A 25767-nucleotide genomic window follows, 5' to 3' on the forward strand; every position below is an offset into this window, starting at 1 on the left:
CCGACGCCGCGTGGAGTGTGTCGTGCCTGTTGTGCTGTACCTGCTCGGGTTGGCCGTGTTCGCCCAGGGAACGTCCGAGTTCATGTTGTCCGGCCTCGTCGTGGCCATCGCCGACGACCTCGCCGTCTCCGTGCCCACCGCGGGCCTGCTGACCTCGGCTTTCGCCGTCGGGATGGTCGTCGGGGCGCCGTCGATGGCGGTGTTGAGCTCGCGGTGGTCCCGCCGCCGTGCCCTGCTGTTCTTCCTGGGAACCTTCACCGCCGTCCACGTGCTCGGGGCGATGAGTGCTCACTTCGCGGTGCTGCTGGCCACGAGGGTGGTCGGCGCGCTGGCGAACGCCGGGTTCCTCGCGGTCGCCCTGGCCGCCACGGCGACTCTGGTGCCGCAGCGGTCTCGGGCGCGCGCGACGGCGGTCCTGCTCGCCGGGGTGACGCTCGCGTGCGTGGTGGGAGTGCCCGCGGGTGCGGTCCTGGGCCAGCTCTGGGGCTGGCGCGCGGCGTTCTGGGCCGTGGCGGCTCTCGCCCTCCCTGCTCTCGTGGCGATCGCGTGGGCCGTCCCGCACCAGGACCCCGGTGCGTCCCGGCCGAACGTCCGCGCCGAGTGGGCCGCGTCCCGGAACCCGGACCTGGTGCTCACGCTGCTGGCCGGTGCGTTCGTCAACGCCGCCACCTTCGCGACGTTCACGTATCTCGGCCCGGTGGCGACCTCCGCGACCGGGTTGCCCGCCGCGTCGGTGCCCGCCGTACTCGCGCTGTTCGGTGCGGGCTCGTTCGTGGGCGTCACGGTCGCGGGCCGGATCGCCGACGCACGACCCGCCGTCGTATTGCTGGGCGGCGGGCCGCTCCTGATCGTGGGATGGGCTGTGTTCGCGATGGTGGCGTCCCAGCCGGCGATCACACTGGCACTGGTGTTCGTCCAGGGCGCGCTCTCGTTCGCGGTCGGCTCGACGCTGATCGCCAGGGCACTGTCGGTGGCACCAGGAGCGCCGACGCTGGGCGGAGGGCTGGCCACGGCCGCGCTCAACGTCGGTGCGGCGGCGGGACCGTGGCTCGGTGGGGTCGCGCTCGCGGGTGGTGGCGACGCCCGGTCACCGTTGTGGGCGAGCGCGGCGCTGGCGGCACTCGGCGTCCTGTTCACCGCGACCGCACTGTGGCGCGGTGCCGCCCGCAGCGGTGTCCCGCACGCTGCGCTCACGCGGGCACGCGGCTCGTGGAGTGAGCGGTCCCGTCGGCGGTGAACTGCACCACAACCGAGGTGGGGCGGGAAAGGTCTCGACCACTGCGGGGGTTGGACTCGGACAGGTCGCCGGGACGCCGGTGCCGCCGTGCAGCGTTTAAGGTGGGTTGTCATGTCTCCACGCCGTCTCGGGGTGATGGGCGGAACCTTCGATCCCGTCCATCACGGACACCTCGTCGCCGCCAGCGAGGTGCAGCATCGCTTCGGGCTGGACGAGGTCATCTTCGTGCCCACGGGGCAGCCGTGGCAGAAGGTCGGGCGGGACGTCTCGCAGGCCGAGGACCGCTACCTCATGACCGTGATCGCGACGGCGTCCAATCCGGTGTTCTCCGTCAGCAGGGTCGACATCGACCGGGGCGGGCAGACGTACACCGTGGACACGCTGCGCGACCTGCGGACGCAGTATCCCGACGACGAGCTGTTCTTCATCACGGGTGCCGACGCGCTGGAACAGATCCTCACCTGGCGTGATGCCGACGAATTGTTCACCCTCGCGCACTTCATCGGTGTCACCAGACCGGGTTACCGGTTGGACGGCCACCATCTTCCCGAGGGCAAGGTGAGCCTGGTGGAGGTCACCGCGATGGCGATCTCGTCCACCGGATGCCGCGACCGGGTCCGGGAGGGCGCACCCGTCTGGTACCTGGTTCCGGACGGCGTGGTGCGCTACATCAGCAAGCGGGGACTGTACCTGCGTGATTCGGGCTGACCTGCGGCGTCACCTCGTTTCGGCGCTCCGGGTACGCTTTTTCGGCATACGTTCCACCGAGTAAGGAGTACCGTGGCAGCGACGGCCGAAGCCCGAGACCTCGCGACCGCGGCCGCGCACGCGGCGGCGGACAAGAAGGCGACCAACGTGGTGCTGCTGGACGTCTCGGACCGTCTGGTGATCACCGACGTGTTCGTGATCGCGTCGGCACCCAACGAGCGCCAGGTCGGCGCCATCGTCGACAACATCGAGGAGAAGCTGCGCGGCGCCGGGCACAAGCCGGTGCGCAGGGAGGGCACGCGCGAGGGCCGCTGGGTGCTGATCGACTACGTCGACGTCGTCGTGCATGTCCAGCACGAGGAGGAGCGCTCCTTCTACGGTCTCGAACGGCTGTGGAAGGACTGTCCCCGCATCGAGGTGGACGGCCTGGAGCCCGGTGCGGACACCGGGGCCGACCGGGAAACGGACACGCCGTGACACTGAGACGGCTCGTGCTGTGGCGGCACGGGGAGACCGACTACAACGCCGCGGGCCGGATGCAGGGCCAGCTCGACTCGGCGTTGACCGAGGTCGGCTGGAAGCAGGCACGGTTCGCCGCTCCCGCGCTGGCGCGCTTCGAACCGGATCTCGTCATCGCCTCCGACCTGCGCAGGGCCACCGACACCGCCACGGTGCTGACGACGGCGTTCGACCTGCCGTTGCGGTTGGACAAGCGCCTTCGGGAGACGCATCTGGGTGAGTGGCAGGGGTTGACCGGCGCTGCCATCGACGAGCGCGCCCCCGGGGAGCGCGAACACTGGCGGTTCGACGTCACGTGGGCGCCCCCGGGTGGTGAGTCGCGGCTGGAAGTGGCGGAACGCGCCCAGGAGGTCGTGGCCGACCTTCTCCACGGCGACGAACGGGTCGACACGGCGCTGTTCGCCGCGCACGGCGGCCTCATCCTCGCGTTGACGGCACGCCTGCTGCGGCTTCCGGTCGAGCTGTGGCCGTCACTCGGCGGCATCGGCAACTGTCACTGGGTGGATCTGGTGCTGCACGACGACGCCTGGCGGCTGAGGGCCTACAACGCGGGAATCACCGGGTGAGTGGACCCGGCTCGCCCCGGCTGCTGGTGTTCGGCGACTCGCTGAGCTTCCACGGCCCGGAGGGCGGCCATCCCGCCGACGACCCGAGGCTGTGGCCGAACGTCACCGCGCGGGAGCTGGGCGGGCACGCCGAACTCGTCGCGGGCACCGGGTGGACCGCCCGGGACGCCTGGTGGTCGATGACCGGTGATCCGAGGGTGTGGGCCGAGCTGCACCGCGCCGACGTGGTGGTGCTGGCGGTGGGCAGCATGGACACGCTGCCGTCGCCGCTACCGACCTATCTGCGTACGGGCCTGCGGTACCTGCGGCCCGACCGGGTGCGCCGGGTGGCTCGGCTGGCATACCTCTCCGTGCAACCCGCGCTGTCGGTGGTCCTGCGCGGACGTCCCCCCGCGCTTCCGGCACGGTTGACGGTGCGTTACCTCGACACGGCCGTGTCCGCACTGCGCGTGCTGCGGCCGACGCTTCCCGTGGTGGGATGGCTACCGTCGGTCCATCGTGCCGCGTCGTACGGATACGTGCAGGCGAACCGGCCACGGGCTGCCGCCGCCGTCAGCCGCTGGGCGGCGGGCGCCGGGGTTCCGCTGCTGGACGTGCCCGCCGTGGTGGGACGGCACATCGACCACGGGCGCGGCAATCCCGACGGAATGCACTGGGGGTGGGAGGGCCACGCCCTGGTCGGGCAGGCCATGGCCACTCTGATCGGGCCGCTGGTGACCCGCCCGCGGCACGACATGACCGGCTCCGAGGCGGTCGGGCACGTAGGCTGACCGCGTGCCGGTCGCGGTTGTCACGGATTCCACAGCTCATCTGCCCGAAGGGTTCGCCGAGAGGCACGGTGTCCGGGTCGTTCCCCTGCACGTGCTGGTCGACGGTGTGGCCTCACCCGACGGCGTCGAGATGGGGCCCGAGGCGCTCGCAGAGGCGCTCGGACAACACCGGATCGTCACCACGTCCCGGCCCACGCCGGGGGAGCTCGCGGCCGCCTTCCGCAACGCGCTCGCCGACGGGGCGGACTCGGTCGTGTCGGTGCATCTGTCGAAGAAGCTGTCCGGCACGTGGGAGGCGGCGGTGGTGGCCGCGCAGGAGGTCGGCCCCGACCGGGTCAGGGTCGTCGACTCCCGCAGCACCGCCATGGGGCTGGGATTCGCCGCGTTACGTGCGGCCGAGGAAGCCCACCGGGGCGGTTCGGCGCAGGACGTGGAGCGTGTCGCCGTGGCCACCGCGGGCCGCGCGGAGACGTTCTTCGCGGTCGAGACCCTCGACTACCTCCGCCGGGGTGGGCGCATCGGCCCCGCTGCCGCACTGCTGGGCACCGCGCTCGCCGTGAAACCCGTGCTGCACATCGCGGACGGGGAGATCCGTCCGTGGGAGAAGGTGCGCACCATGCAACGGGCGACCAACCGGCTGGTCGAGCTGGCCGCCGACGCGGCGGCGGGCGGTCCGGTCGATCTCGCCGTGCATCATCTCGCGTCACCGGAGCGGGCCGCCGAGCTGGCCACGCGACTGGAGGAGCGGTTGCACCGGTCCGCGGGATGTGTGGTGTCCGAACTCGGTGCCGTTGTCGGCGCGCACACGGGGCCCGGCGTGCTCGGCGTCGTGGTGCAGCGCGTGGAGTGAGCGGTACCGGTCGGTGACCGGGTTATCCACAGCCCTGGAGTTGTCCACAGGCTCGACAAGACGCCCTCGCCACGAGGCGACGGCGGGCCCTAGCGTCGAATGCGTGTTCGAGACAGGACGTGCGAGGCGAAACCCGAATCCGCGACGTGACGAGATCGACCGAGACGACGGCAGGGGCCCTGACCTCACTCGCGAGTCGCCAGTGGACGGTGGCGGCGAGGGCGGTGAGCGCGGGGAGCGCGGTGATGGTGACGCCGACCGGATTCGCGCCGGGCCGAGGGTCCGGCTGGCACAACTCGCCGCCCAGGCAGCACGACGACCGGCTCGGTCCCCGCGCCACGCGGCGACCGAGCCGGGTGACGACCACAGCTCCGTGCGGGGTGCGGGCAGTCTCGTCGAACGCTGGCTTCCCCGCGGTGACCGCGCCACCAACCCCCGGCGACGTCTCGCGATCGGAGCCGTCGCGGCCGGGGTGGTCACGGTGGTCGCCGTGGCGGCGACCGTGCTGGGAACCCGACCGGAGCCCGAACGTGCTCCGGATCTGCCCACGGTGCGGGAGGTCACGGAGGTGGGCGCGGCTTCACACTCGGTCGCCTCGGCCGCGGCGTCCCCGACGACGTCCGAGCGGGCGACTCCCACCTCACTCGTCGTCAGTGTCGTGGGTACCGTCGCGGAGCCTGGCCTGATCACCGTACGGTCCGGTGCACGCGTCGCGGACGCGATCGAGCGAGCGGGAGGCGCCGCCGACGACAGCGATCTGCTGGCGGTGAACCTGGCGCGCCGGGTGTCGGACGGGGAACAGATCTACGTCGGGGTGACGCCACCTCCGGGGGTGCCCGCCGAGCCACCGGAATCCGGCGCGTCCGGTCCGGTCACGACGAGCACGGCGGGCACGGCGGGCACCGTGGATCTCAACACGGCCGACGAGGGGCTGCTCGACACGCTTCCCGGCATCGGGGAGGTCATGGCCTCGCGCATCCTCGACTGGCGCGAGCGGCACGGTCGCTTCACCTCCGTGGACCAACTTCGCGAGGTGGACGGGATCGGTGACAAGCGTTTCGCTCGCCTGTCCGGTCTGGTGTCCGTCGGATGAGCGCGGTCGGACATGGTGATCAGAGCCTCCGCCGGGGTGGGCGAGGGGACCGCGCGAACGCACGACTGGCGGTTGGTTCCCGCCGCGATGACGGTGTGGACGGGCGCTCTGCTCGGACTGTTGTGGGGGTGGTGGGCATGTCTGGTGGCCGGTCTGCTGGGCTGCGGCGCCGCTGTGGCGCTGGCGCGAACCGTGTCCCGGGACGGTCGGCCCGGCACGCGCCGATGGCGGCCCGCGGCGGTGGTTCTGCTGTTCTGCGGGCTGCTGCTGGCGTGGCCGACCGCCGACCGGCTCGCGGAGGCGGAGCGGGACCCGCTGCGCGCGCTCGCGCGGTCGGGCGCCGAGACGACCCTGTCGGTCGTGGTGACCGAGCGCCCTCGCGCGTTGCGCTCGGCAGGCTACGCGGGCTCGCCGGGCGGCGCTCGATCGGTGCTCGTGGCGGCGGATGTCGTCTCGGCATCCACGAACGGCGAGACCGTGAGATCACGGGGCCGGGTGGTCCTGATCGGACCGTCGCCACCGTGGACCGGTGTGGTGCCGGGCCAGCGTGTCGAGGTGAGGGCCGAACTGGCTCCCCCACGGCCGCACGAGCTGACCGTCGCCGTCGGCTTCGTCCGCGAGGGGATCGAACGCGAGAATCCGGCGCCGTGGTGGCAGCAACAGGCGGATTCCCTCCGGACGGCGCTGCGGGCCGTGTGCGGTGTGCTGGCGGAGGAGGAGGCGGGCCTGCTTCCGGGGCTCGTGGTCGGCGACACGGGCGGGTTGCCGGAGCGCGTCGAGCAGGAGTTCCTCGACGCGGGAATGTCGCACCTCACGGCCGTGTCGGGCTCCAACGTGGCCATCCTGTGCGGCGCGGTGCTGTTGCTGGCCCGGGGTGTGCGGTGCGGGCCCCGGCTGGCCGCTCTCCTGGCCGGGGCGGCGTTGCTCGGGTTCGTCGTGCTCGTGGGCTACGAGCCCAGTGTGCTCCGGGCCGGTGTGATGGGCGCGGTGGGTCTGGGCGCGCTCGTGCTGGGGCGGCGTGGCTCAGCCCTGCCCGCCCTGGCCGTCGCGGTGGGGGCGCTGGTGCTGTACGACCCCGCGATGGCCGTCAGCATGGGTTTCACGCTGTCGGTCGTCGCGACGGCGGGGCTGGTACTCGTCGCTCCGGTCTGGTCACGAGCGCTGGGGCGCCGGGGAGTGCCCGCCGGCGCGTCCCAGGCGCTCGCTGTGCCCATCGTGGCCTTCCTCGCGACCGCTCCCGTCATCGCGGGAATGGTCGGCGAGGTGAGCCTCGTGTCGATCGTGGCCAACCTCGTGGCGGCGCCTGTCGTCGCCCCGGTCACTGTCGTGGGTGTGTCGGCGGCGGCACTCGCGCCGATGTGGCCCGGCGCGGCCGAGTTGCTGGTGCTGGTTGCCTCGCCCGGTGTGAGCTGGTTGATCGTGGTGGCACGCCAGGCCGCTGCCGTGCCGGGCGCGGTGCTGCCGTGGCCGTCCGGCTGGTGGGGAGGGCTCCTGGCCGCGCTCGTGGTGGCGGCGCTGGGACTCGCGGTGTGGCACCGGCGGGCGCGGCTGGTGGTGGCGCTGCTGCTGGCCGGGTCACTGCTGGTCCTGGTTCCCGTGCGGGTGGTGGCGCCGGCGTGGCCACCGGAGCGCTGGGCGCTCGTCGCCTGCGATGTGGGCCAGGGCGACGGCCTGGTGCTCGCTACCGGGGAGCCCGACCGTGCTGTTGTCGTCGACACCGGTCCCGACCCGGCGCTGCTCGGCCGTTGTCTGGACCGGCTCGACATCACGCGGGTGCCGCTGGTGGTGCTCACCCACCTGCACGCCGATCACGTCGGTGGCCTGGCCGCGGTGTTCGAGGGGCGCACCGTCGGCGGGGTGGCCGTGGGATCGGGCCGTACGCCGCGGTGGGCCTGGCGCGAGGTCGCCGGCACCGCGGCCGAGCACGGTGTCCCGCTCGTCCGGCTTGCCGAGGGAGACCGGTTCGGGTGGGACGAACTCCGCGTCGACGTGCTCGCGCCGCCGGGGCGGACGTCAGGTGCCGCCGTCGACAACACGGACGGCACCGAGGTCAACAACACCTCGGTCGTGCTGCGGGCCACCACCGCGGCGGGGCGCGTGCTGCTCACCGGCGATGTGGAACTGGCCGCACAGGCGCGGCTGCTGACCGGGGAAGCCGATCTGCGTGCGGACGTGCTCAAGGTGCCGCACCACGGCAGCCGCTACACCCTGGCGGCCTTCCTTGCGGCGGTGTCGCCGCGCATCGCCGTCACCAGCGTGGGCGCGGACAACACCTACGGCCACCCCAGCCCGGTGACACTGCGGGTGCTGCGCGGGCTGGGCGCACTGATCGCCAGGACCGACACCGGAGGTGACACCGCAGTGGTCAACCAGGACGGTGAGCCCGCAGTGGTCCGAAGAGGACCGTCGCGGCGGGGCAGGGTCAGTCGTCGAGCGCGGACTGCACGGCCTCCACCGACGGTGGCACGGTCGCCTTGGGGCCCACCCGGTCACCGAGCGCGTCGAGGGTCTTGAGTCCGTCACCGGTGATGAGCAGCACCGTCTCGGCGTCGGGGTCGATCGACCCGGACTCGATGAGCTTCTTCGCCGTCGCGACGGTGACGCCGCCCGCGGTCTCGGTGAAGATACCTTCGGTACGTGCCAGCAACCGGATGCCCTCCACCACCTCGTCGTCCGTGACGTCCTGGATGGCGCCACCGGTGCGGCGCACGGTGTCGAGCACGTAGGGACCGTCGGCGGGATTGCCGATCGCCAGGGACCGCGCGATGGTGTCCGGGCGTACCGGCTGCACCACGTCGTGGCCGTCGCGGTAGGCCGAGGAGACCGGTGAACACCCCGTGGCCTGGGCGCCGAACACCCGGTACGGGCTCGCCTCCACGAGCCCCAGCTCGCCCAGCTCCCGGAATCCCTTGTCCACCTTGGTCAGCTGCGAGCCGGAGGCGATGGGAACGACGATCTGCTCGGGGAGCCGCCAGCCGAGTTGCTCGGCGACCTCGAAGGCGAGCGTCTTCGAGCCCTCGGAGTAGTACGGACGCACGTTGACGTTGACGAAGGCCCACGACTCGTGCTCGGCCGCCAGTTGGGTGGCCAGCCGGTTCACGTCGTCGTAGTTGCCGTCGACCGCGAGCAGCGCGCCGTCGTACACCGCCGTCGTGAGCACCTTGGCGCGTTCCAGCGACGACGGGATCAGCACCACCGAACGCCAGCCCGCCCGTGCCGCAGCGGCGGCGACGGCGTTCGCGAGGTTGCCGGTCGACGGGCAGGCCAGCGTGTCGAAGCCGAACTCCCGTGCGGCCGCCAGCGCGACGGCGACGACGCGGTCCTTGAAGGAGTGGGTCGGATTGCCCGTGTCGTCCTTGACCCAGAGCCGCCGCACTCCCAGCGCCTTCGCGAGCCGGTCGGCGCGCACCAGCCGGGTACAGCCGGGCTCGGTGTTCGGCGTCTGCTCGACGGTGGTGGGCACGGGCAGCAGCTTCTTGTAGCGCCAGATGTTGCGCGGCCCGGATTCGATGTCCTCACGGCGTACCCGGCCGAAGTCGTAGGCGACCTCGAGCGGCGAGAAGTCGTGGGGTGAGACGAACTCGGGGGCCAGGGGCTGGCGGTGGCCCTCTTCCTTGGAGATCAACTCCGCGGCGGGGCCGAGGTTCACGGCGCGGGGGGAGGGCGTGGGCGCAACTGCGGTCATCGCGAGGTCCTTCCTCATCTGTCCCACTGACTGCGGGTCGGAATTGGCACCGATGCCGTCAGCTACCTCGCGGGATCCGAGATGACAGGCTGACGCCGGTTGCCGGGGCTTCAACGGGCCGTTCCCTCTGCCCCTCTGGATGAGCTGTTCAGTTGTGGCCGCCGCAGGCTCGTGCCCCGGCGTCGATCCGAAGCCTACGACACTCGATCGCCCGCACGCCATGCCCGTGCGGGACAGCTCACCGTGGCAGGATCGGGGGGTGACCCGCCCCTCGACCACACCGCCACCGCTGAACCTGGTGCTCGGTGACGAAGAACTGCTCGTCGAACGGGCCGTACGGCAGGCGCTCGACACCGCCCGGCTCTCCGATCCCACGGCCGACGCCACCCGGGTGCGGGTGAGCGAACTCACGCCGTCGCAGCTCGCGGAGCTGGTGAGCCCGTCGCTGTTCAGCGAGGGCCGCGTCGTCGTGCTCGACGGTGCGCAGGACATGTCGCAGGAGAACGCCGACGCCCTGCTGGCGTACGTCGCCGAACCCGCCGACGGTGTCGTCCTCGTGGTGGTGCACAACGGCGGGGGCCGCAGCAAGGCGGGCAAGGCGCTGCCCGCCGCGCTGCGCAAGGCGGGTGCGGTCGTCACGGACTGCCCGAAGATCACGAAGCCAGCAGACCGGGAGTCCTTCGTGCGCGCGGAGGTCCGCAGGGCCGGCGGCCGGATCGACGCACCGGGGCTGCTGGCCCTCATCGACGCGGTCGGCACCGACCTGCGTGAGCTGGCGTCGGCGGCGGCACAGCTGGTGGCCGACTCGGGCGGCTCGGTGGACGAGGAGGCCGTGCGGCGTTACCACCGGGGCCGGGCGGACGTGACCGGTTTCCAGGTCGCGGAGAAGGCTGTGGCGGGCGACCGGGCGGCAGCGCTGGAGTCCCTGCGCTGGGCTCAGCAGATCGGTGTCGCCCATGTCCTGCTCGCGGACGCGCTGGCGGACGCGGTGCGTACCATCGCCAAGGTCTCGGCGGCCGGACGGGGTAACCCGAACCAGCTGGCCGGGGAACTCGGCATGCCACCGTGGAAGATCCGCAAGGCGCAGGGCCAGTCCCGTGGCTGGAGCGCGCCGGGCCTCGCCGTCGCCATGCGGGTCGCCGCGCGGGTGAACGCCGAGGTCAAGGGAGCGGCGGCCGATCCGGGGTACGCGATCGAGCGCGCGGTCCTCGACATCGTGGCCGCACGGCAGCGGCGGTGACCGGATCCGGTGCCGGAGACGACGAATCCCCGGGCGCCGGAGCGCACCGGGGATTCGTCGAGAACGGCTGCCTCAGAGGCTGTTCACGCGCCGGGCCATTGCGGACTTCTTGTTCGCGGCCTGGTTCTTGTGGATGACGCCCTTGCTCGCGGCCTTGTCGAGCTTGCGACCGGCCTCGCGCTGCATCTCGGCGGCCTTGGTCTTGTCGCCCGAGGCGGCGGCGTCGCGGAACTTGCGGATCGCCGTCTTCACCGCCGACTTCTCCGACTGGTTGCGCAGGCGACGCTTCTCGTTGGTCTTGATGCGCTTCATCTGCGACTTGATGTTGGCCACGGGGGCGCTCCTTCATCCTTCGGCGGTGTTGGTCCTGCGCCGCGTTCGATCGGCCCCGGACCGGGAAGGCCCGGGTTTCCTCCCTTGCGGAATGCCACACGGCGACAGCTGACCAGCCTAGCAACGCGGCGGGTGCGGCGAGAACCACACCCCGTCGTCGCGGGTACGTGAGACGGTGGTGCCCATGGACGTGTTGAGCAGCCGTTTTCTGTTGAAGCCCGCGGACCCGGCCGTGACCACGGCGTTCTACCGCGATGTGCTGGGCTTGGCGGTGTACCGCGAGTTTCCCGTCGGGACCGTGTTCTTCCTCGGTGGGGGACTGCTGGAGATCGTGGGGAGCGGTGAGCAGGGCCGCACGGCGGACGTGGCGTTGTGGCTTCAGGTGAGGGACCTCGACACGGAGGTGGCGACGCTGCGCGAGCGCGGTGTCGTGTTCGACCGGGAGCCGCGACGGGAGCCGTGGGGCCTGGACGAGGCGTGGCTGAGCGACCCCGACGGCACCCGGATCGTGCTGGTGCAGATCCCCGCCGACCACCCCCTCAGGGTCGACGTCCGTACGCCCTGAGGGGTGCCTCAGCGTGGCCGGTAGGTGCGCAGTTGTGCGGCGCGGCTCGCGATCGGCCCCGGTGGGTCCCAGACCCAGGTCTGCGTGTCGGTGAAACCGGCGGCGGCGACCTCTCTGGCCAGGTCGTGGCGGGCGACGGGTAGCCACCGTTCGTGTGCGGAGAGCACCAGCCGCCCGCCCGGCCGCAGCACCCGGTGCAGCTCGGCGAGTGCGGCGGGCCGGTCCTCCCACAGCTGCAGTGTGTTGACGCTGAGCACCACGCTGACGCAGGCGTCGGGGAGACCGGTGTCGGTGGCCGTGCCCTCCCGCAGCGCCACGGTGCCCGCCTCGACGGACTCGGCGCACCGGCGCGCGCATGCCGCCAGCATGTCCGGCGACGGGTCGAGTCCGATCACGCTCGCGGCCCGGTCGGCCGCGGCGGCGAGCCCGACGCCGGGTCCCGGGCCGACGACCAGCACGGTCTCGTCGGCGTCGGGCTTGGCGACGGCGACGACGTGGCGTTCGGTGGCGGCGTTGCCGCGGGCCATCACCGCGCCGCCGAGCCTGCCCAGGCGGCCCCGCGGACGGCCGAAGGTGCGGTCGAGCACGTGTCCGAGAGAACTCATACTTCGAGGTCAGCACGAAAGCCCTTGACGCGCATCGGGGATCACCCCGGGATCGCCCGGGGCGAGCATGGGAACATGGAGGGCACCAGCCGCGAGTGACCCGAGGTAGGCGAGTGACACAGCGACGTCCGTCAGCCGACACCACGTTCACGCCACCGGAGCGCATCCGGAACTTCTGCATCATCGCCCACATCGACCACGGCAAGTCCACCCTGGCCGACCGGATGCTGCAGCTCACCGGTGTGGTCGAGGACAGGACGATGCGGGCCCAGTACCTCGACCGCATGGACATCGAGCGGGAACGAGGCATCACGATCAAGGCGCAGAACGTGCGCCTGCCCTGGTCGCACGAGGGTACCGAGCACGTTCTGCACCTCATCGACACGCCGGGGCACGTGGACTTCACCTACGAGGTGTCGCGGGCGCTGGAGGCGTGTGAGGGCGCCATCCTGCTGGTCGACGCGGCTCAGGGCATCGAGGCTCAGACACTGGCCAACCTGTACCTCGCGCTCGACAAGGACCTGCACATCATCCCGGTCCTGAACAAGATCGACCTGCCCGCGGCCGAGCCGGACAAGTACGCCGCCGAACTCGCCAACATCATCGGCTGCGAGCCCGGTGACGTGCTCCGGGTGTCGGCGAAGACCGGGGAGGGCGTGCGGGAGCTGCTGGACCAGGTCGTCACGCAGGTGCCCCCGCCCGAGGGGGACTCCGACGCCGCCTCCCGTGCGCTGATCTTCGACTCCGTGTACGACACGTACCGGGGCGTGGTCACCTACATCCGGGTCGTGGACGGGCGGATCACACCGCGCGAGCGCATCAAGATGATGTCGACGGGCGCCACGCACGAGCTGCTGGAGGTCGGCATCATCTCGCCGGAGCCGAAGCCCTGCAAGGGGCTCGGGGTGGGCGAGGTCGGTTACCTCATCACCGGCGTCAAGGACGTCCGGCAGTCGAAGGTCGGTGACACGATCACCGCGCAGCACCACGGTGCGGCCGAGCCGCTCGCGGGCTACCGGGAGCCGGTGCCGATGGTGTTCTCCGGTCTCTACCCGATGGACGGTTCCGACTACCCCGACCTGCGGGACGCGCTCGACAAACTCCAGCTCAACGACGCCGCGCTGAGCTACGAACCCGAGACGTCGGTGGCACTGGGCTTCGGGTTCCGCTGTGGCTTCCTCGGGCTGCTGCATCTGGAGATCACCAGGGCCCGCCTGGAGCGCGAGTTCGGTCTCGAACTGATCTCCACCGCGCCCAACGTCGTCTACGAGGTGTTCCTGGAGGACGGCACCGAGCTGCTCGTCACCAACCCGTCCGACTGGCCCACCGGCGCCAAGATCGCCGAGGTGCGGGAGCCGGTCAGCAAGGTGACCGTCATCGCCCCGTCGGAGTTCATCGGCGCGATCATGGAGCTCTGCCAGAGCAAGCGCGGTCAGCTGCTGGGCATGGACTACCTGTCGGAGGACCGCGTCGAGCTGCGCTACCAGCTGCCGCTCGGCGAGATCATCTTCGACTTCTTCGACGGCCTCAAGTCCCGTACCCGCGGCTACGCCTCCCTGGACTACGAGGAGTCGGGTGACCAGGCCGCCGATCTCGTGAAGGTCGACATCCTGTTGCAGGGCGAGCCGGTCGACGCGTTCTCGGCGATCGTGCACAAGGACGCCGCGTACACCTACGGCAACAAGATGGCCACCCGGCTGCGCGAACTCATCCCGCGCCAGCAGTTCGAGGTGCCGATCCAGGCTGCCATCGGGTCGCGGATCATCGCCCGCGAGACCATCAGGGCGATCCGCAAGGACGTGCTCGCCAAGTGCTACGGCGGCGACATTTCGCGCAAGCGCAAGCTGCTGGAGAAGCAGAAAGAGGGCAAGAAGCGCATGAAGACCGTCGGCAGGGTCGAGGTACCCCAGGAGGCCTTCGTCGCGGCGCTCTCGACGGGCGAGGGGGACAAACCCGACAAGTCCAAGGGCAAGGGAAAGAAGTAGGTCGCCGGGTGATGTGGTCCACACCTGTGGGCGCGTCATACCCCGGCCGAGGCGCTTCGTAGGCTGGTGCCATGTTCGAGAGCTTGCGCGTGCCCGTGATCGCCGCGCCCATGGCCGGTGGACCCACCACGCCCGAGCTCGTCGCCGCAGCGGGCCGGGCGGGAGCCTTCGGTTACCTCGCGGGCGGGTACCTCACCGCCGCGAGCCTGGCCGGGCAGATCGCCGCCGTCCGGGGCCTGTCGAACTCCGCGTTCGGCGTCAACCTCTTCGTCCCCGGCATCCGTTCCACTGTGGATCTGCGCGGGTACGTCGAGCGCGTGGGCCGGGAGGCCGCGCGCTACGGCACCGAGCCCGGCGAGCCCCGCTGGGACGACGACGGCTACTCGGCGAAGCTGGACCTGCTGGTCGAGTCCAGGGTTCCCGTCGTCTCGTTCACCTTCGGCCTGCCCGGGGAGTCCGACGTCGAGCGGCTGCACGAGGTGGGCACGACCGTCGTCGTGACCGTGACCACGCCGGAGGAGGCGCGGGAAGCGGCCGAGGTCGGCGCGGACGCGCTGTGCGTGCAGGGGTTCGAGGCCGGGGGACACCGCAGTGTGTTCCACGACGATCCCGCGGACCCGTGCGGGGGCGCGAGCTACGGCCTGCTGGCCGCGCTACGGCTGGTCTCAGCCGTCACCGATCTGCCGCTGGTGGCCGCCGGAGGGCTCGTGGCCGGTGCCGACATCGCGGCCGTGTTGACCGCGGGCGCGGTGGCCGCCCAGCTCGGGACGGCGTTCCTGCGCGCCGACGAGGCGGGCACCAACGCCACGCAACGGCAGGTACTCGCGGCGGGGGACCGGCCCACCGCCGTCACCCGCGCGTTCAGCGGCAGGCCAGCGCGCGGGCTGGTCAACCGGTTCCTGCGCGAGCACTCCGAGCACGCCCCGGCCGCCTACCCGCAGCTGCACCGGCTCACCAGGCCGGTGCGGTCGGCGTCGGGTCAGGCCGGAGACCCCGAGGCCATGTCGCTCTGGGCGGGGCAGACCTATCCACTGGCCGGTGCGCTGCCCGCCGACGAGATCATCGGCAGGCTGTGGCGCGACGCCCGGGAGGCCGCGCACCGGACGGCACGTCGGTTCGGATGAGCACGGTGTCCTCGGCGAAGTCGGCGACGAGCCGCGCGACCGACGCCGGGTCGTCGAGTTGCGGGCAGTGACCCCATTCGGGGCGGTGCAACAGCCTGCTGCCCGGGAGCAGTGCCGACAACCGTGCCCCTGAGCCGGTTGTCACCAGCCGGTCGCGGCCACACGCCACGACCAGGGCGGGCGTCGTGCAGGCGGGCACGTCGGTGTAGGCGTCGGTGAGTTCGGCGACGAGGGAACACGCCGCCAACCACGCGCGCGCCGTGGAATGGTGGTCGGTGAACAGCGCGGTGAAGCGCTCGACGTGGCCGGGCTGGGCGCGCGCCGCGTCCGCGTACAGCAGGCGGGGCACCAGCGCCGCCGCCACCGCGCGTACCACCGGAGAGGGAACTGGCAGCGGCCACGCCGACCACAGCCGTGCGGGCAGTGCCACCCCCGTCGCGGCCCGCACGAGCCACGAGTCGGCGAGCCCGGGGGCCGCGACCGACACCACACCCGCGATCCGGTCGCGGTGCGTGCCGCGCGCCGCCGCGCGCAGGCTGAGTGTGCCGCCGAGCGAGTTGCCCACCAGCAGCGTGGCGTGCGGTGAGCTCTCCCTGAGGAGTACGGCGTCGAGGAAGTTGTCCAGCTCGGGCAGTGCCGGTCCTTCGCCGAGAGCCGGAAGATCGACGGCGACGGCGGGTACTCCCGCGCGTGCCAGCTCGCCGAGTACGTCGAACCAGGTGTCGGCGTTGTCGCAGAAGCCGTGGAGCAGCACGACGCGGGGACCGGCCGGGTCCGCGTCAGGCGGGAGGACCTCGAGGACCCGGGTCGCGACCGTCGTGTAGCGGCGGTAGGACACCCGGACCTCGGGCACGGCGCGGCGAGCCGGTACCTGTGCCGTTCGCCGCGCCGCGATCATCCGTTCAGGTTATCCCAGATCGGGTGAATTTCGAGGCGGTCAGACCGGTCACCGGGTGAAGACGATCTTGCCGGCGGTGCGCCCGTCCAGCATGTCGGTGAATCCTCGCGCAGCCTCGGAAAACGGAAGTTCGGTGCCGACCTGCGGTCGCAGGCCCTTCAGGTCGACGTACGACAACAGGTCGGCCAGCTCGTCGCGGGTGCCCATCGTCGAGCCCGCCACGCGGAGCTGCAGGAAGAACACGCGCTGGAGATCGGCGCTCGGGTCAGGGCCACTCGTGGAGCCCGAGACCACCACGATCCCGCCCGGTTTCAGCGATTTCAGGGAGTGGGCCCAGGTCGCCTTCCCCACGGTCTCGAACACGGCGTCGACCCGTTCGGGCAGCCGCGTGCCCGGCTCGAAGGTGGCGTGCGCGCCGAGCCGCTCGGCCAGCGCGCGCTTCTCCTCGGAGCGGCCCGTCACCCACACCCGGAACCCGGCGGCGCGCCCGAGCTGGACCAGCGCCGTGGAAACGCCCCCGGACGCTCCCTGCACGAGCATCGTCTGCCCCGGGCGCAGACCGGACTTGACGAACAGCATGCGGTAGGCCGTGAGCCACGCGGTTCCCATCGTGGCCGCCTCCGCGAAGGACAGCCCGGGCGGCTTCGGCAGCACGTTGTGAGCGGGCACGACCACGCTGTCCGCGAAGGTGCCCTGCAACTTCTCGGTGAGCAGCGTGCGCTTCGGGTCCAGGGTGTCGTCCCCTCGCCACGCGGGGTCGTTGATCACCGAGTGCAGCACCACCTCGGAGCCGTCGTCCGTCACCCCGGCCCCGTCACATCCGAGGATCATCGGGAACTGGTCGGGCTTGATCCCGACCCCGCGCAGGGTCCAGAGATCGTGCATGTTCAGGCTGGCCGCGCGCACCGAAACCCGCACCCAGCCGTCGGGCACCTCGGGATCGGGACGCTCGCCCACGACGAGGGAGGCCAGCGGATCGTCGGCGTTCGGTTCTTTGGCGTAGACGGCGAACATGGCGTCAACCTACCTGGCGTACGCTCGGTCGCGTGTTCGACGGAGTGGCCCGCTGGTGGGACGGCGCTGAGCTGTGGCTCGCGCAGCAGTGGTTTCCCGTCCAGTTCGTGCTGGTGATCGCCGTGCTCCTGCCGTTGTGCGCCGGGCTGGCCTGGGTGATCCATCGCGGCGTGGACGGTGTGGCCGACCTGCTCGGCCGGTCGCGTCGCGGCGACCGGACGGCCGCCGGTGGCGAGGGAGGCGATCCCGGTGCTCGCTCGTAGGCGCATTCGGGTCGCGCTCGTCGTTCTGCTCGTGCTCGCGCTCGTCGGGTGGTTCGTGCAACAGGCCTTCGGGGTTGGAAATCCGGGCCCCCACAGCGGTAGCCTGCCGGGCGCGGAACGGGAAACCGGGCCGGTGCCGGTGTGCGCCGCCCCGGGACCCGGCCCGTGGCAGGACGGCTGGACCTTCGGCACGAGGGAGATGGAGTTGCCTCACTCGGCATCCCCCTGCGGGCAGCACATCCCGCAGCACGTCACGGCGGTTCTGCCGTGACCACGGTCAACCCCCGCCTCGACTCGGCGACCGCCGCCGACCAGGCACGGGCGCGGGGCGCCTACCCGCACGTCGTCGACGCGGCCTCGTGCCCGGATCGGTGCGGCACACTGGACGCGATCGCGTCGGCGCTGTCGCTGCCCGATCACTTCGGTCACAATCTCGACACGCTGTACGACGGGCTCACCGACCTGTCGTGGCTGCCGCCGGGCGAGCACGTGCTGATCTGGCGGGCCGCCGACGTGCTCAGGCGCAGCGACCCCCGCTCCTACCTCGCCGTACACGGGGTGCTCTCCGACGCCCAGCGCGCGCTCACCCCTCGGCGGGGCACCCGGGACGGGCGCAGGTTGACCGTGGTGCTCGCGGACTGACCCACGCCCGGCAGGCGTTCGGCTCAGTCCTTCGGTACCCAGTTCGGCCTGCGTTTCTCGGCGAACGCCGCGATGCCCTCCTGGCCTTCCTCCCCCGCGAAGAACTGCGCCGACAGTGACTGCATCGCCTCGAAGGTCTCCGGCATCGTGCGTGCCACCTCGCCCTGGAGCAGTTCCTTCGTGGCCGCGAGCGCGGTCGGGGCCCCGAGGGCCAGCGCCGTGGTGTAGCGCCGCACGGTGGCGTCCAGCTCCCCGGCGGGAACGGCGGCGTTGAGCAGGCCGATCGCGGCGGCCCTTCGCGCGTCGAACGTCTCGCCGGTCAGGAACAGTTCGTGCGCCGCCCGCGCGTCCAGCCGGGGCAGTACGGTCACCGAGATCACCGCGGGGACCACGCCGATCCGGACCTCGGTGAAGGCGAACGTGGCGTCCTCGACGGCCACCGCGATGTCGGTGGCGGCCACCAGCCCGACGCCCCCGGCTCGCGCGGGGCCCGCCAGCTTCGCGACGACGGGTTTCGGGCTCGTCCAGAGGCGGTGCAGCAGCGCGGGGAAGTCGTTCACGCCCTGCTGCCCGGCTCCGGCGCCCCTGGCTTCCTTGAGGTCCATTCCCGCGCAGAACACGGGCCCGGTGTGGTCGAGGACGACCACGCGCACGGTGTCGTCGCCGAGGGCCTGGTCCAGCCGCGCGCCGAGTTCCGAGCGCAGCTGGGCCGACAGCGCGTTGCGGTTGTGGGGGGAGTCGAGCGTGATGGTCGCGACTCCTGCCGCCGTGGTGTAGTGCACCAGTTCGTCAGCCATGCCCCAACCTTGGCACAACCGTGTCCGCAGCCCCCGTAGCCGTGTCCGCATCCGGCGTAGCCGTGTCCGCAGGTCACGTAGTGGTGTTCGCAGTTCGGGGAGATCACGGCCGGACGTGTCGGCAGCGATCGACGCAGGCGCCGTGTTCTGACTACGCAGCCTGCGGACACGGCTACGCAGCCTGCGGACACGGCTACCTAGGCTGCGGACACGGCGGCGGTGGCGTAGCGGTCGAGGACGACGTCGGCGACTCGGGCGTCGGCGCCCAGGGGCTCGGCGACGGGAGCGCGGGCCACGCTCGCGGCCTCGCGCACGCGGTCGGGCAACAGGCCGGGCGCGAGGAACCACGACGCCACCGCGAACCGCCGTGCGCCTCGGGTGCGCAACGCCGTCAGCGCCGCCGCGACGTCCGGCTGCGCGGCGCTGGCGAATGCGGGGGACACCAGGCACCCGTGGCGCGCCTCCCACTCGCGGGCCAGCCGTGCCACGGCCTCGTTGGCCGGCGCGTGGGAGGACCCGACGGCCGACAGCACGACGCCCAGTCCGGGGTCGGCGAGGTCCACGCCGGTCGCGCGGAGCCGGTCGAGGGCGAGTTCCCGCAGCGCTGGGTCCGGCCCGAGCACCTCGGCCTGACTCACCCCGAGTCCCGGGTACTCGCCGGTGACGTCGGCGAGGATCGACGGCAGGTCCACGCGGGCGTGGTAGGCGCTGCCGAGCAGCAGCGGCACCAGTACCACGTGCCGGTGCCCTGCCGCGTGCAGGTCGGCGAGTACGGCCGGCACGGGCGGATCGGAGAGGTCGAGAAACGCCGTTCGTACCTCGGCGGCCCCTGCCCGGTCGCGCACCAGTGCGACGAGATGGCGCACGGTCGCCGCGGACCGGGGGTCGCGGCTGCCGTGCGCCACCACGACCAGTGGCGCGGCGTCCGTCACCCGGCCGTTCCGAGCGCGGCGAAGCGCTCCCCGACGAGCCCGGCGGCCAGGGTGTCTCCCGCGGCCGGGTCGATCACGAGGAACGCGCCCGTGCGCGGGCTGTCGGTGTAGTCGTCGACCGCGATCTGCTCGGCCAGCCGCAGTCGCACGTAACCGATCTCGTTGAGCTCCAGCGTGCCGGGCTCCGGGACGGTCGAGAGCGCCTGCTCGTCGAAGCGCGACTCGATGTCCTGCACGAGTGCCTGCACGGTGCGGGCGCCGTGCTTGACCAGCACTTTGGCGCCCGGCTTCAGCGACGTTCCCGAGAGCCAGCAGAGCGTGGCGCCGAACTCGTCCGTCACGGCGGGAGCCGCCGAGTCCGCCGAGCCCGCCGGAGCCGCCGCCAGGAGGTCTCCACGGGAGATGTCGAGGTCGTCCGCCAGCAGCACGGTGACGGACGCGCCCGCGCCGGCCTCGTCCCGGGGCCCGTCGGCGGTGTCGACGCGCTCCACCGTGCTGCGCAGCCCCTGCGGCAGCACGACGACCTCGTCGCCGGGCCGCACGGTTCCCGCCGCGATCTGCCCGGCGTAGCCCCGGTAGTCGGGATACTCGGCCGTGCGTGGCCGGATCACGTACTGCACCGGGAACCGGAACGCCGCCTCGTGCGGGTTCGGCGCGACGGGCACGGTCTCCAGGTGCTCCAGCAGCGTGGGGCCCTGGTACCACGGGGTGTGCTCCGACGGCGTGGCGACGTTGTCGCCGTGCAGCGCGGACACCGGGATCGACAGCACCGCGCCCTCGGCGTAGCCCAGCGAGGCGGCGTGCGCGGTGAACTCCTTGGCGATGACGCGGAAGGCTGCCTCGTCGAAGTCGATGAGGTCGATCTTGTTCACGGCCAGCACCAGGCGCGGCACGCCGAGCAGGGCGAGCACGGCCGCGTGGCGCTTGGTCTGCTCGACCACGCCCTTGCGCGCGTCCACGAGCAGCACGGCGAGCTGCGCGGTCGACGCGCCGGTGACGGTGTTGCGGGTGTACTGCACGTGGCCCGGCGTGTCCGCGAGCACGAAGCTGCGTCGTGGTGTGGCGAAGTAGCGGTACGCCACGTCGATGGTGATGCCCTGTTCCCGCTCCGAGCGCAGCCCGTCCACGAGCAGTGACAGGTCGGGGGTGGACAGCCCCTTGTCGACGCTGGCGCGCTGCACCGCGTCGAGCTGGTCGGCGAGTACCGACTTGGTGTCGTAGAGCAGGCGACCGACGAGCGTGGACTTGCCGTCGTCCACGCTTCCGGCGGTGGCCAGCCTCAGCAGGCTCGACATCAGAAGTACCCCTCCCGCTTGCGGTCCTCCATGGCGGCTTCCGAGAGTCGGTCGTCCGCCCTGGTGGCGCCGCGTTCGGTGAGTCGGCTGGCCTGCACTTCGGCGATGACCTCCTCCACGGTGGTCGCGGTCGACTCGACGGCGCCGGTGCAGGAGCCGTCGCCCACGGTGCGGTAGCGCACCATCAGCTCGGTGACCTGCTCGTCGTCCCGGGGCCCGCCCCACGGCCCCTCGGTCAGCCACATCCCGTCGCGGCGGTACACCGCGCGCCGGTGGGCGTAGTAGATCGAGGGCAGGTCGACGTTCTCCCGTGCGATGTAGTTCCACACGTCGGTCTCGGTCCAGTTGGACAGGGGGAACACGCGGACGTGCTCGCCGGCCCGGTGCCTGCCGTTGTAGAGGTTCCACAGCTCGGGCCGCTGGCGGCGCGGGTCCCACTGGCCGAAGGCGTTGCGCAGGCTGAAGATGCGTTCCTTGGCCCTGGCCCGCTCCTCGTCGCGCCTGCCGCCGCCGAACACGGCGTCGAACCGGTGTTCGGTGATGGTGTCGAGGAGCGGTTGAGTCTGCAACGGGTTGCGGGTTCCGTCGGGGCGTTCCTGCAGGCGCCCGTCGTCGATCCAGTCCTGGACCTTCGCCACGACCAGGCGCAGCCCGTACTTCTCGACGACATGGTCGCGGAAGCGGATGACCTCGTCGAAGTTGTGTCCCGTGTCCACGTGCAGCAGCGGGAACGGGACGGGGGCGGGCCAGAACGCCTTGATAGCGAGGTGCAGCAGCAGCGTGGAGTCCTTGCCGCCGGAGAACAGGATCACCGGCCGGTCGAACTCGCCTGCGACTTCCCGGAAGACGTGTACCGCCTCGGATTCGAGTGCGGCGAGGTTGTCCCGCGCCGCGTCGGTCGCGGTCTGCGCAGTGGTCATGGGTTCCCTTCCTCGGCGCGCGTGGCGCGTCGTCGTCAGGCGTGCAGGCCGCACTCGGTCTTCGACGAGCCCGCCCAGCGGCCACTGCGCGGGTCGGCCCCGGGGGCGACCTTCGCGGTGCAGGGCGCGCAGCCGATGGACGGGTAACCCTCGCTCACCAGCGCGTTCTGCAACACGCCGTGCCGGTGGAGGTAGTCGTCGAACTCGTCGTCCGTCCAGGCCGCGATGGGGTTCACCTTCACCAGACCGTTGCGGTCGTCCCAGGTGACGATGGGCGTGTCGGCCCTGGTGGGCGCGTCGGCCCTGCGCACGCCGGTGATCCAGCACTGGTAGTCGCCCAGCGTCCGGCGCAGTGGAATCACCTTCCGCAGGTGGCAGCACTGGTTCGGGTCGCGTTCGAACAGGTTGGCGCCGTACTCGGCGTCCTGTTCGGGCACGGTCTGCTCCGGGGTGGCGTTGACGATCCGGATCTCCGGGTACACGGTGGCGACCGCGTCGCGGGTGCCGATCGTCTCGGCGAAGTGGTAGCCGGTGTCGAGGAACAGGACGTCCACGTCCGGCTTGACCTTGGTCACGAGATCGACGAGCACCGCGTCCTGCATGTTGGCGGCCACGATGAGGTGGTCGCCGAACTGCTCGACGGCCCACCGCAGCGCCTCGTCGGCGCCGGCGTCGGACAGCCGTACGGATGCCTCGTCCGCCAGGGCTTTGAGCTCGTCCCGCGAAGCCGCCGCGGTCATCGACTTACCTCCGGTATCCGCAAACCCTCGAACTGGACCGTGAAGACCCTCCGGCAGTCGGCGCACAGCCAGGCCGCGCCCTCCTCCGGTCGAAGATCCTCCTCGCCACAGTACGGACAGTGGAAGGGGGTGGCGCGAGTGGGACCTGGGTCGCTCATGTCAGCTCCGCCTCGTCGGCACGGGCGGCCCACTGGGCGAACCTCTCACCGTCGGCGCGCCCGGCGAGGTAGTTCCGTACGACTCGTTCCACATAGTCCGTCAGCTCGGTGGCGGTGACCTTGTGTTTGCGCAGTTTACGGCCGAAGCCCGCGTCGAGGCCCAGACCACCGCCCAGATGCACCTGGAAGCCCTCGACCTGGCGGCCGTCGGAGTCGGTGACGATCTGGCCCTTGAGGCCGATGTCGGCCACCTGGATGCGGGCGCACGAGTTGGGGCACCCGTTGAGGTGCACGCTCACGGGGTGCGGCAGCCCAGCCTGGATGCCGGCGAGCCGCTGTTCGAGTTCGTCGACGAGCTGCTTGGCCCTGGCCTTGGTCTCGACGATCGCGAGCTTGCAGAACTCGATGCCGGTGCACGCCATGACACTGCGCCGCCACGGTGACGGCCGGGGGTCCAGACCGGCGTCCACGAGCGCGGTGCACAGCCCGTCCAGTTCCGCTTCGGCGACGTCGAGCACCACGAGCTTCTGCTGCGGGGTCAGCCGCACCCGGCCCGAACCCGCGCGCTCGGCGGCCTTCGCCGCCGCGATCAGCATCGATCCGGAGGCCCGCCCGGCGACCGGCGCGGCGCCGACGTAGTAGCGGCCGTCCCGCTGCCGGTGTACGCCGACGTGGTCGAGCGGTACCTCGGGCACGGCGGGCGCGGGCCCGTCCAGCAGTTCCCTGCCGAGGTAGCGGGTCTGGAGCACGTCGCGGAACTTCTCCGCGCCCCAGTCCTTGACGAGGAACTTGAGCCGCGCGCGCGAGCGGAGCCTGCGATAGCCGTAGTCGCGGAAGACGCTCACCACGCCCTCCCAGACGTCGGGGACCTCCTCCAGCGGAACCCAGGCTCCGAGCCGCACTCCCAGCATCGGGTTGGTGGACAGACCGCCGCCCACCCAGACGTCGAAACCGGGGCCGTGCTCGGGATGCTCGACGCCGACGAACGCGACGTCGTGGATCTCGTGGGCCACGTCGGCGAGCCCGGAGACGGCGGTCTTGAACTTGCGCGGCAGGTTGGCGAAGGCGGGATCGCCCACGTAGCGGCGGCGGATCTCGTCGACAGCGGGAGTGCCGTCGATCACCTCGTCGGCGGCGATGCCCGCGACCGGCGAGTTCAGGATCACGCGCGGGCTGTCGCCGCACGCCTCCGTGGTGGACAGGCCTGCCGCCTCCAGCTTCGCCCAGATCGCGGGCACGTCCTCGATCCGGATCCAGTGGTACTGGACGTTCTGCCGGTCGGTGATGTCGGCGGTGTCCCTGGCGTAGGTCTCGGCCAGTTCGCCGAGCAGGGCGAGCTGCTCGGTGGTGAGCGCGCCGCCGTCGACGCGCACGCGCAGCATGAAGTAGCGGTCCTCGAGTTCCTCGGGTTCCAGCGTCGCGGTCCTGCCGCCGTCGACGCCGGCCTTGCGCTGGGTGTAGAGGCCGAACCAGCGGAACCGTCCGCGCAGGTCACCCGGGTCGATCGAGTCGAATCCGCCGTGGGCGTAGACGTTCTCGATGCGGGCCCTGACGTTCAGCGGCGGGTCGTCTTTCTTGGCCCTTTCGTTCGGGTTGAGCGGTTCCCGGTACCCGAGTGCCCACTGGCCCTCGCCACGGGGTCGTCGGGTGCGGGCGGTTGTGTGGGGAGCCATGAGGCGGTGTCCTCCGAAAGCGGGTCGGCTGGGTGGGCGCCGTCGCGTGCCCGTGGCGGGCGGTCGGCCGGGAGCGGGCGCGTCGGCGCGCTCGGGCGCGGCGGGCGGTGGCGCGCGCCGTCGTCGGCGAGCGCGGTCAGCGTCGGCAGAGACTGCTGGACACGCGCAGGAAGTCGACGTGGCGTCGCACCACGAGGGACACACCTGCCGAAGTCACCCGGTCACGATCGCACGCGCTCCCGAGGCCGTCCAGGCTGGTTCGCATGCTGGGAAAGCCCGCCTCACCTGCGGTTCTCGGCCACCCGGATGTGGTGCTTGCACTCCCGTTCCAGTGTCTTCTGCCGCCGCACGCGCTGCCACAGCCGCAGGGGTGCCAGCGCGCCACCCGGTTCGCCCTCGCGATGCGTCACGGCGAGGTCGCGGCCGGTGAGCGTGCCGGATGCCGACCACGTCTCCCACCGCTCCAGATCCGGCATCGTGTAGTCGTGGCCGAACACGAGCGCGCGCCCGTCGCCGGGGCCGGAGTCGCGACCGTCCAGCGGTGCGACGCGCAGGTCCCGCGCGCCCGGACCGGCCGCGGCTACGTCCACCACGTCCACCACGTCCACCACGTCGACCCGGGGTCCCTCGGAGCCGGAGCCCACGAGCAGGGCGTGCCGTTCCGGATTGGTGCGGGCCGGAAGGTCGCGAGCCGGTCCGGAAGCGCCTAGCCGCACGATGACGCGGGGTAGCCACCACCAGTTCTCCCGGCACAGCAGCGGGCTGTCGGCGAGGGCCCGGGACGGCGGGTACTTGACGAGTTCCTGCCGGAGCAGTTCCACCGCGAAGTGATCGCCCTCGACGTCGTCGACGACTTCGGGGGTGCCGACTCGCACGGCGCCGGGCCGCTCGCGGCGCAGCGAACGCGAGTCCGTGACGGCGAAGGCGACCCGGCTCGCCGTGCGCAGACCCGCGGCCTCGGTGGCGCGGGAGTAAGGCAGAGCGATCGCGGCCACTCCCCGGTCGAGAAGTGGCGTGGCCGCGATCGCGGCGGGCCGCCCCTCGGTGTCCACCCAGCACACCTCGGCGGTGAGCGCACGCTGCCATAACGGAAGAAACTCGGTCATCGTCGTCGCTCTTACCAGATCGTCATTCGGCTGTTACCGTGCCTGCTCG

Annotated in this window: 27 protein-coding genes and 1 riboswitch; of the genes, 14 read left to right on the forward strand and 13 right to left on the reverse strand. The window is 71.8% G+C overall.

Annotation, left to right across the window (positions count from 1 at the left end; all coding sequences use genetic code 11):
- Nucleotides 1-22 precede the first annotated feature (22 nt).
- The 8 genes from FFT09_RS18205 to FFT09_RS18240 all read left to right on the forward strand — a co-directional run bounded on the left by FFT09_RS18205 (nt 23) and on the right by FFT09_RS18240 (nt 8257).
- Nucleotides 23-1237, forward strand: coding sequence for a Cmx/CmrA family chloramphenicol efflux MFS transporter (locus FFT09_RS18205; RefSeq protein ID WP_138383430.1), 1215 nt, complete (start codon nt 23-25; stop codon nt 1235-1237).
- A gap of 111 nt (nt 1238-1348) precedes the next feature.
- Nucleotides 1349-1945: a nicotinate-nucleotide adenylyltransferase gene (nadD, locus tag FFT09_RS18210; RefSeq protein WP_024875858.1), complete on the forward strand. Its 597-nt coding sequence runs from the start codon at nt 1349-1351 to the stop codon at nt 1943-1945.
- A 72-nt stretch (nt 1946-2017) separates the two neighbouring features.
- Complete coding sequence (rsfS, locus tag FFT09_RS18215; protein WP_081195004.1) at nt 2018-2422, forward strand: ribosome silencing factor; 405 nt, start codon at nt 2018-2020, stop codon at nt 2420-2422.
- A complete protein-coding gene (locus FFT09_RS18220) occupies nt 2419-3030 on the forward strand; it encodes a histidine phosphatase family protein (protein ID WP_081195006.1) in 612 nt (203 codons plus the stop codon). The genes rsfS and FFT09_RS18220 overlap by 4 nt, the downstream gene beginning before the upstream one ends.
- Nucleotides 3027-3800 (forward strand): diglucosylglycerate octanoyltransferase, encoded by a 774-nt coding sequence (gene octT, locus FFT09_RS18225; RefSeq protein ID WP_081195008.1) that lies wholly within the window; start codon nt 3027-3029, stop codon nt 3798-3800. The genes FFT09_RS18220 and octT overlap by 4 nt, the downstream gene beginning before the upstream one ends.
- Nucleotides 3801-3804: 4 nt before the next feature.
- Complete coding sequence (locus FFT09_RS18230; protein ID WP_138383431.1) at nt 3805-4650, forward strand: DegV family protein; 846 nt, start codon at nt 3805-3807, stop codon at nt 4648-4650.
- Nucleotides 4651-4753: 103 nt separating this feature from the next.
- A complete protein-coding gene (locus FFT09_RS18235; RefSeq protein WP_244231411.1) occupies nt 4754-5743 on the forward strand; it encodes a ComEA family DNA-binding protein in 990 nt (329 codons plus the stop codon).
- Nucleotides 5744-5755: 12 nt separating this feature from the next.
- A complete protein-coding gene (locus FFT09_RS18240; protein WP_138383432.1) occupies nt 5756-8257 on the forward strand; it encodes a ComEC/Rec2 family competence protein in 2502 nt (833 codons plus the stop codon).
- Here FFT09_RS18240 and thrC read toward each other — a convergent pair.
- Entirely contained in the window at nt 8166-9428 is a 1263-nt protein-coding gene (gene thrC / locus FFT09_RS18245; protein ID WP_024875851.1) for a threonine synthase, read from the reverse strand. The genes FFT09_RS18240 and thrC overlap by 92 nt on opposite strands.
- Before the next feature lie 11 nt (nt 9429-9439).
- A riboswitch (SAM riboswitch) is annotated at nt 9440-9574 on the reverse strand.
- Between the two features lie 113 nt (nt 9575-9687).
- Between thrC and holA the strand changes: the two genes are divergently transcribed.
- Entirely contained in the window at nt 9688-10668 is a 981-nt protein-coding gene (holA, locus tag FFT09_RS18250) for a DNA polymerase III subunit delta (protein ID WP_024875850.1), read from the forward strand.
- A 72-nt stretch (nt 10669-10740) separates the two neighbouring features.
- Here holA and rpsT read toward each other — a convergent pair whose 3' ends face one another.
- Nucleotides 10741-11001 (reverse strand): 30S ribosomal protein S20, encoded by a 261-nt coding sequence (gene rpsT / locus FFT09_RS18255; RefSeq protein ID WP_024875849.1) that lies wholly within the window; start codon nt 10999-11001, stop codon nt 10741-10743.
- A 184-nt stretch (nt 11002-11185) separates the two neighbouring features.
- Here rpsT and FFT09_RS18260 point away from each other — a divergent pair, with 184 nt between their 5' ends.
- Nucleotides 11186-11566 carry a VOC family protein gene (locus FFT09_RS18260; protein WP_081195014.1) on the forward strand — a complete coding sequence of 127 codons (381 nt, stop codon included), beginning with the start codon at nt 11186-11188 and terminating at the stop codon, nt 11564-11566.
- An 8-nt stretch (nt 11567-11574) separates the two neighbouring features.
- Here the strand turns inward: FFT09_RS18260 and FFT09_RS18265 are convergent, their stop codons facing one another.
- A complete protein-coding gene (locus FFT09_RS18265; protein WP_138383433.1) occupies nt 11575-12171 on the reverse strand; it encodes a class I SAM-dependent methyltransferase in 597 nt (198 codons plus the stop codon).
- Between the two features lie 113 nt (nt 12172-12284).
- On the opposite strand from FFT09_RS18265, the gene lepA reads away from it, so the two are divergent.
- Nucleotides 12285-14156 carry a translation elongation factor 4 gene (gene lepA / locus FFT09_RS18270; protein ID WP_024875846.1) on the forward strand — a complete coding sequence of 624 codons (1872 nt, stop codon included), beginning with the start codon at nt 12285-12287 and terminating at the stop codon, nt 14154-14156.
- A 71-nt stretch (nt 14157-14227) separates the two neighbouring features.
- Nucleotides 14228-15280 carry a nitronate monooxygenase gene (locus FFT09_RS18275; protein ID WP_081195018.1) on the forward strand — a complete coding sequence of 351 codons (1053 nt, stop codon included), beginning with the start codon at nt 14228-14230 and terminating at the stop codon, nt 15278-15280.
- Here FFT09_RS18275 and FFT09_RS18280 read toward each other — a convergent pair.
- A complete protein-coding gene (locus tag FFT09_RS18280) occupies nt 15216-16178 on the reverse strand; it encodes an alpha/beta fold hydrolase (RefSeq protein WP_138383434.1) in 963 nt (320 codons plus the stop codon). The genes FFT09_RS18275 and FFT09_RS18280 overlap by 65 nt on opposite strands.
- A gap of 48 nt (nt 16179-16226) precedes the next feature.
- On the reverse strand, nt 16227-17192 hold the full coding sequence (locus tag FFT09_RS18285; protein WP_138383435.1) for a zinc-binding dehydrogenase: 966 nt from the start codon (nt 17190-17192) through the stop codon (nt 16227-16229).
- 32 nt (nt 17193-17224) lie between these two features.
- On the opposite strand from FFT09_RS18285, the gene FFT09_RS18290 reads away from it, so the two are divergent.
- Entirely contained in the window at nt 17225-17455 is a 231-nt protein-coding gene (locus FFT09_RS18290; RefSeq protein WP_024875842.1) for a hypothetical protein, read from the forward strand.
- A 267-nt stretch (nt 17456-17722) separates the two neighbouring features.
- Complete coding sequence (locus FFT09_RS18300; RefSeq protein WP_024875840.1) at nt 17723-18097, forward strand: barstar family protein; 375 nt, start codon at nt 17723-17725, stop codon at nt 18095-18097.
- Between the two features lie 23 nt (nt 18098-18120).
- Here the strand turns inward: FFT09_RS18300 and FFT09_RS18305 are convergent, their stop codons facing one another.
- The 8 genes from FFT09_RS18305 to FFT09_RS18340 form a co-directional block, all read right to left on the reverse strand.
- On the reverse strand, nt 18121-18894 hold the full coding sequence (locus FFT09_RS18305; RefSeq protein WP_081195036.1) for an enoyl-CoA hydratase-related protein: 774 nt from the start codon (nt 18892-18894) through the stop codon (nt 18121-18123).
- Between the two features lie 197 nt (nt 18895-19091).
- Nucleotides 19092-19826 (reverse strand): sirohydrochlorin chelatase, encoded by a 735-nt coding sequence (locus tag FFT09_RS18310; RefSeq protein ID WP_081195038.1) that lies wholly within the window; start codon nt 19824-19826, stop codon nt 19092-19094.
- Nucleotides 19823-21121 (reverse strand): sulfate adenylyltransferase subunit 1, encoded by a 1299-nt coding sequence (locus FFT09_RS18315; protein ID WP_138383437.1) that lies wholly within the window; start codon nt 21119-21121, stop codon nt 19823-19825. The genes FFT09_RS18310 and FFT09_RS18315 overlap by 4 nt, the downstream gene beginning before the upstream one ends.
- Entirely contained in the window at nt 21121-22041 is a 921-nt protein-coding gene (cysD, locus tag FFT09_RS18320) for a sulfate adenylyltransferase subunit CysD (protein ID WP_138383438.1), read from the reverse strand. Before cysD ends, FFT09_RS18315 begins: the two co-directional genes overlap by 1 nt.
- A 35-nt stretch (nt 22042-22076) precedes the next feature.
- Nucleotides 22077-22781, reverse strand: coding sequence for a phosphoadenylyl-sulfate reductase (locus tag FFT09_RS18325; protein WP_138383439.1), 705 nt, complete (start codon nt 22779-22781; stop codon nt 22077-22079).
- Complete coding sequence (locus tag FFT09_RS23350) at nt 22778-22939, reverse strand: Insertion element protein (protein WP_081195046.1); 162 nt, start codon at nt 22937-22939, stop codon at nt 22778-22780. The genes FFT09_RS18325 and FFT09_RS23350 overlap by 4 nt, the downstream gene beginning before the upstream one ends.
- Complete coding sequence (locus FFT09_RS18335; protein ID WP_138383440.1) at nt 22936-24612, reverse strand: nitrite/sulfite reductase; 1677 nt, start codon at nt 24610-24612, stop codon at nt 22936-22938. The genes FFT09_RS23350 and FFT09_RS18335 overlap by 4 nt, the downstream gene beginning before the upstream one ends.
- 281 nt (nt 24613-24893) lie before the next feature.
- Nucleotides 24894-25718 carry a hypothetical protein gene (locus tag FFT09_RS18340; protein ID WP_138383441.1) on the reverse strand — a complete coding sequence of 275 codons (825 nt, stop codon included), beginning with the start codon at nt 25716-25718 and terminating at the stop codon, nt 24894-24896.
- Nucleotides 25719-25767: the final 49 nt, after the last annotated feature.

Origin of the sequence: Saccharomonospora piscinae, from assembly GCF_005862235.1 — a bacterium.
Taxonomy (GTDB): domain Bacteria; phylum Actinomycetota; class Actinomycetes; order Mycobacteriales; family Pseudonocardiaceae; genus Saccharomonospora; species Saccharomonospora piscinae.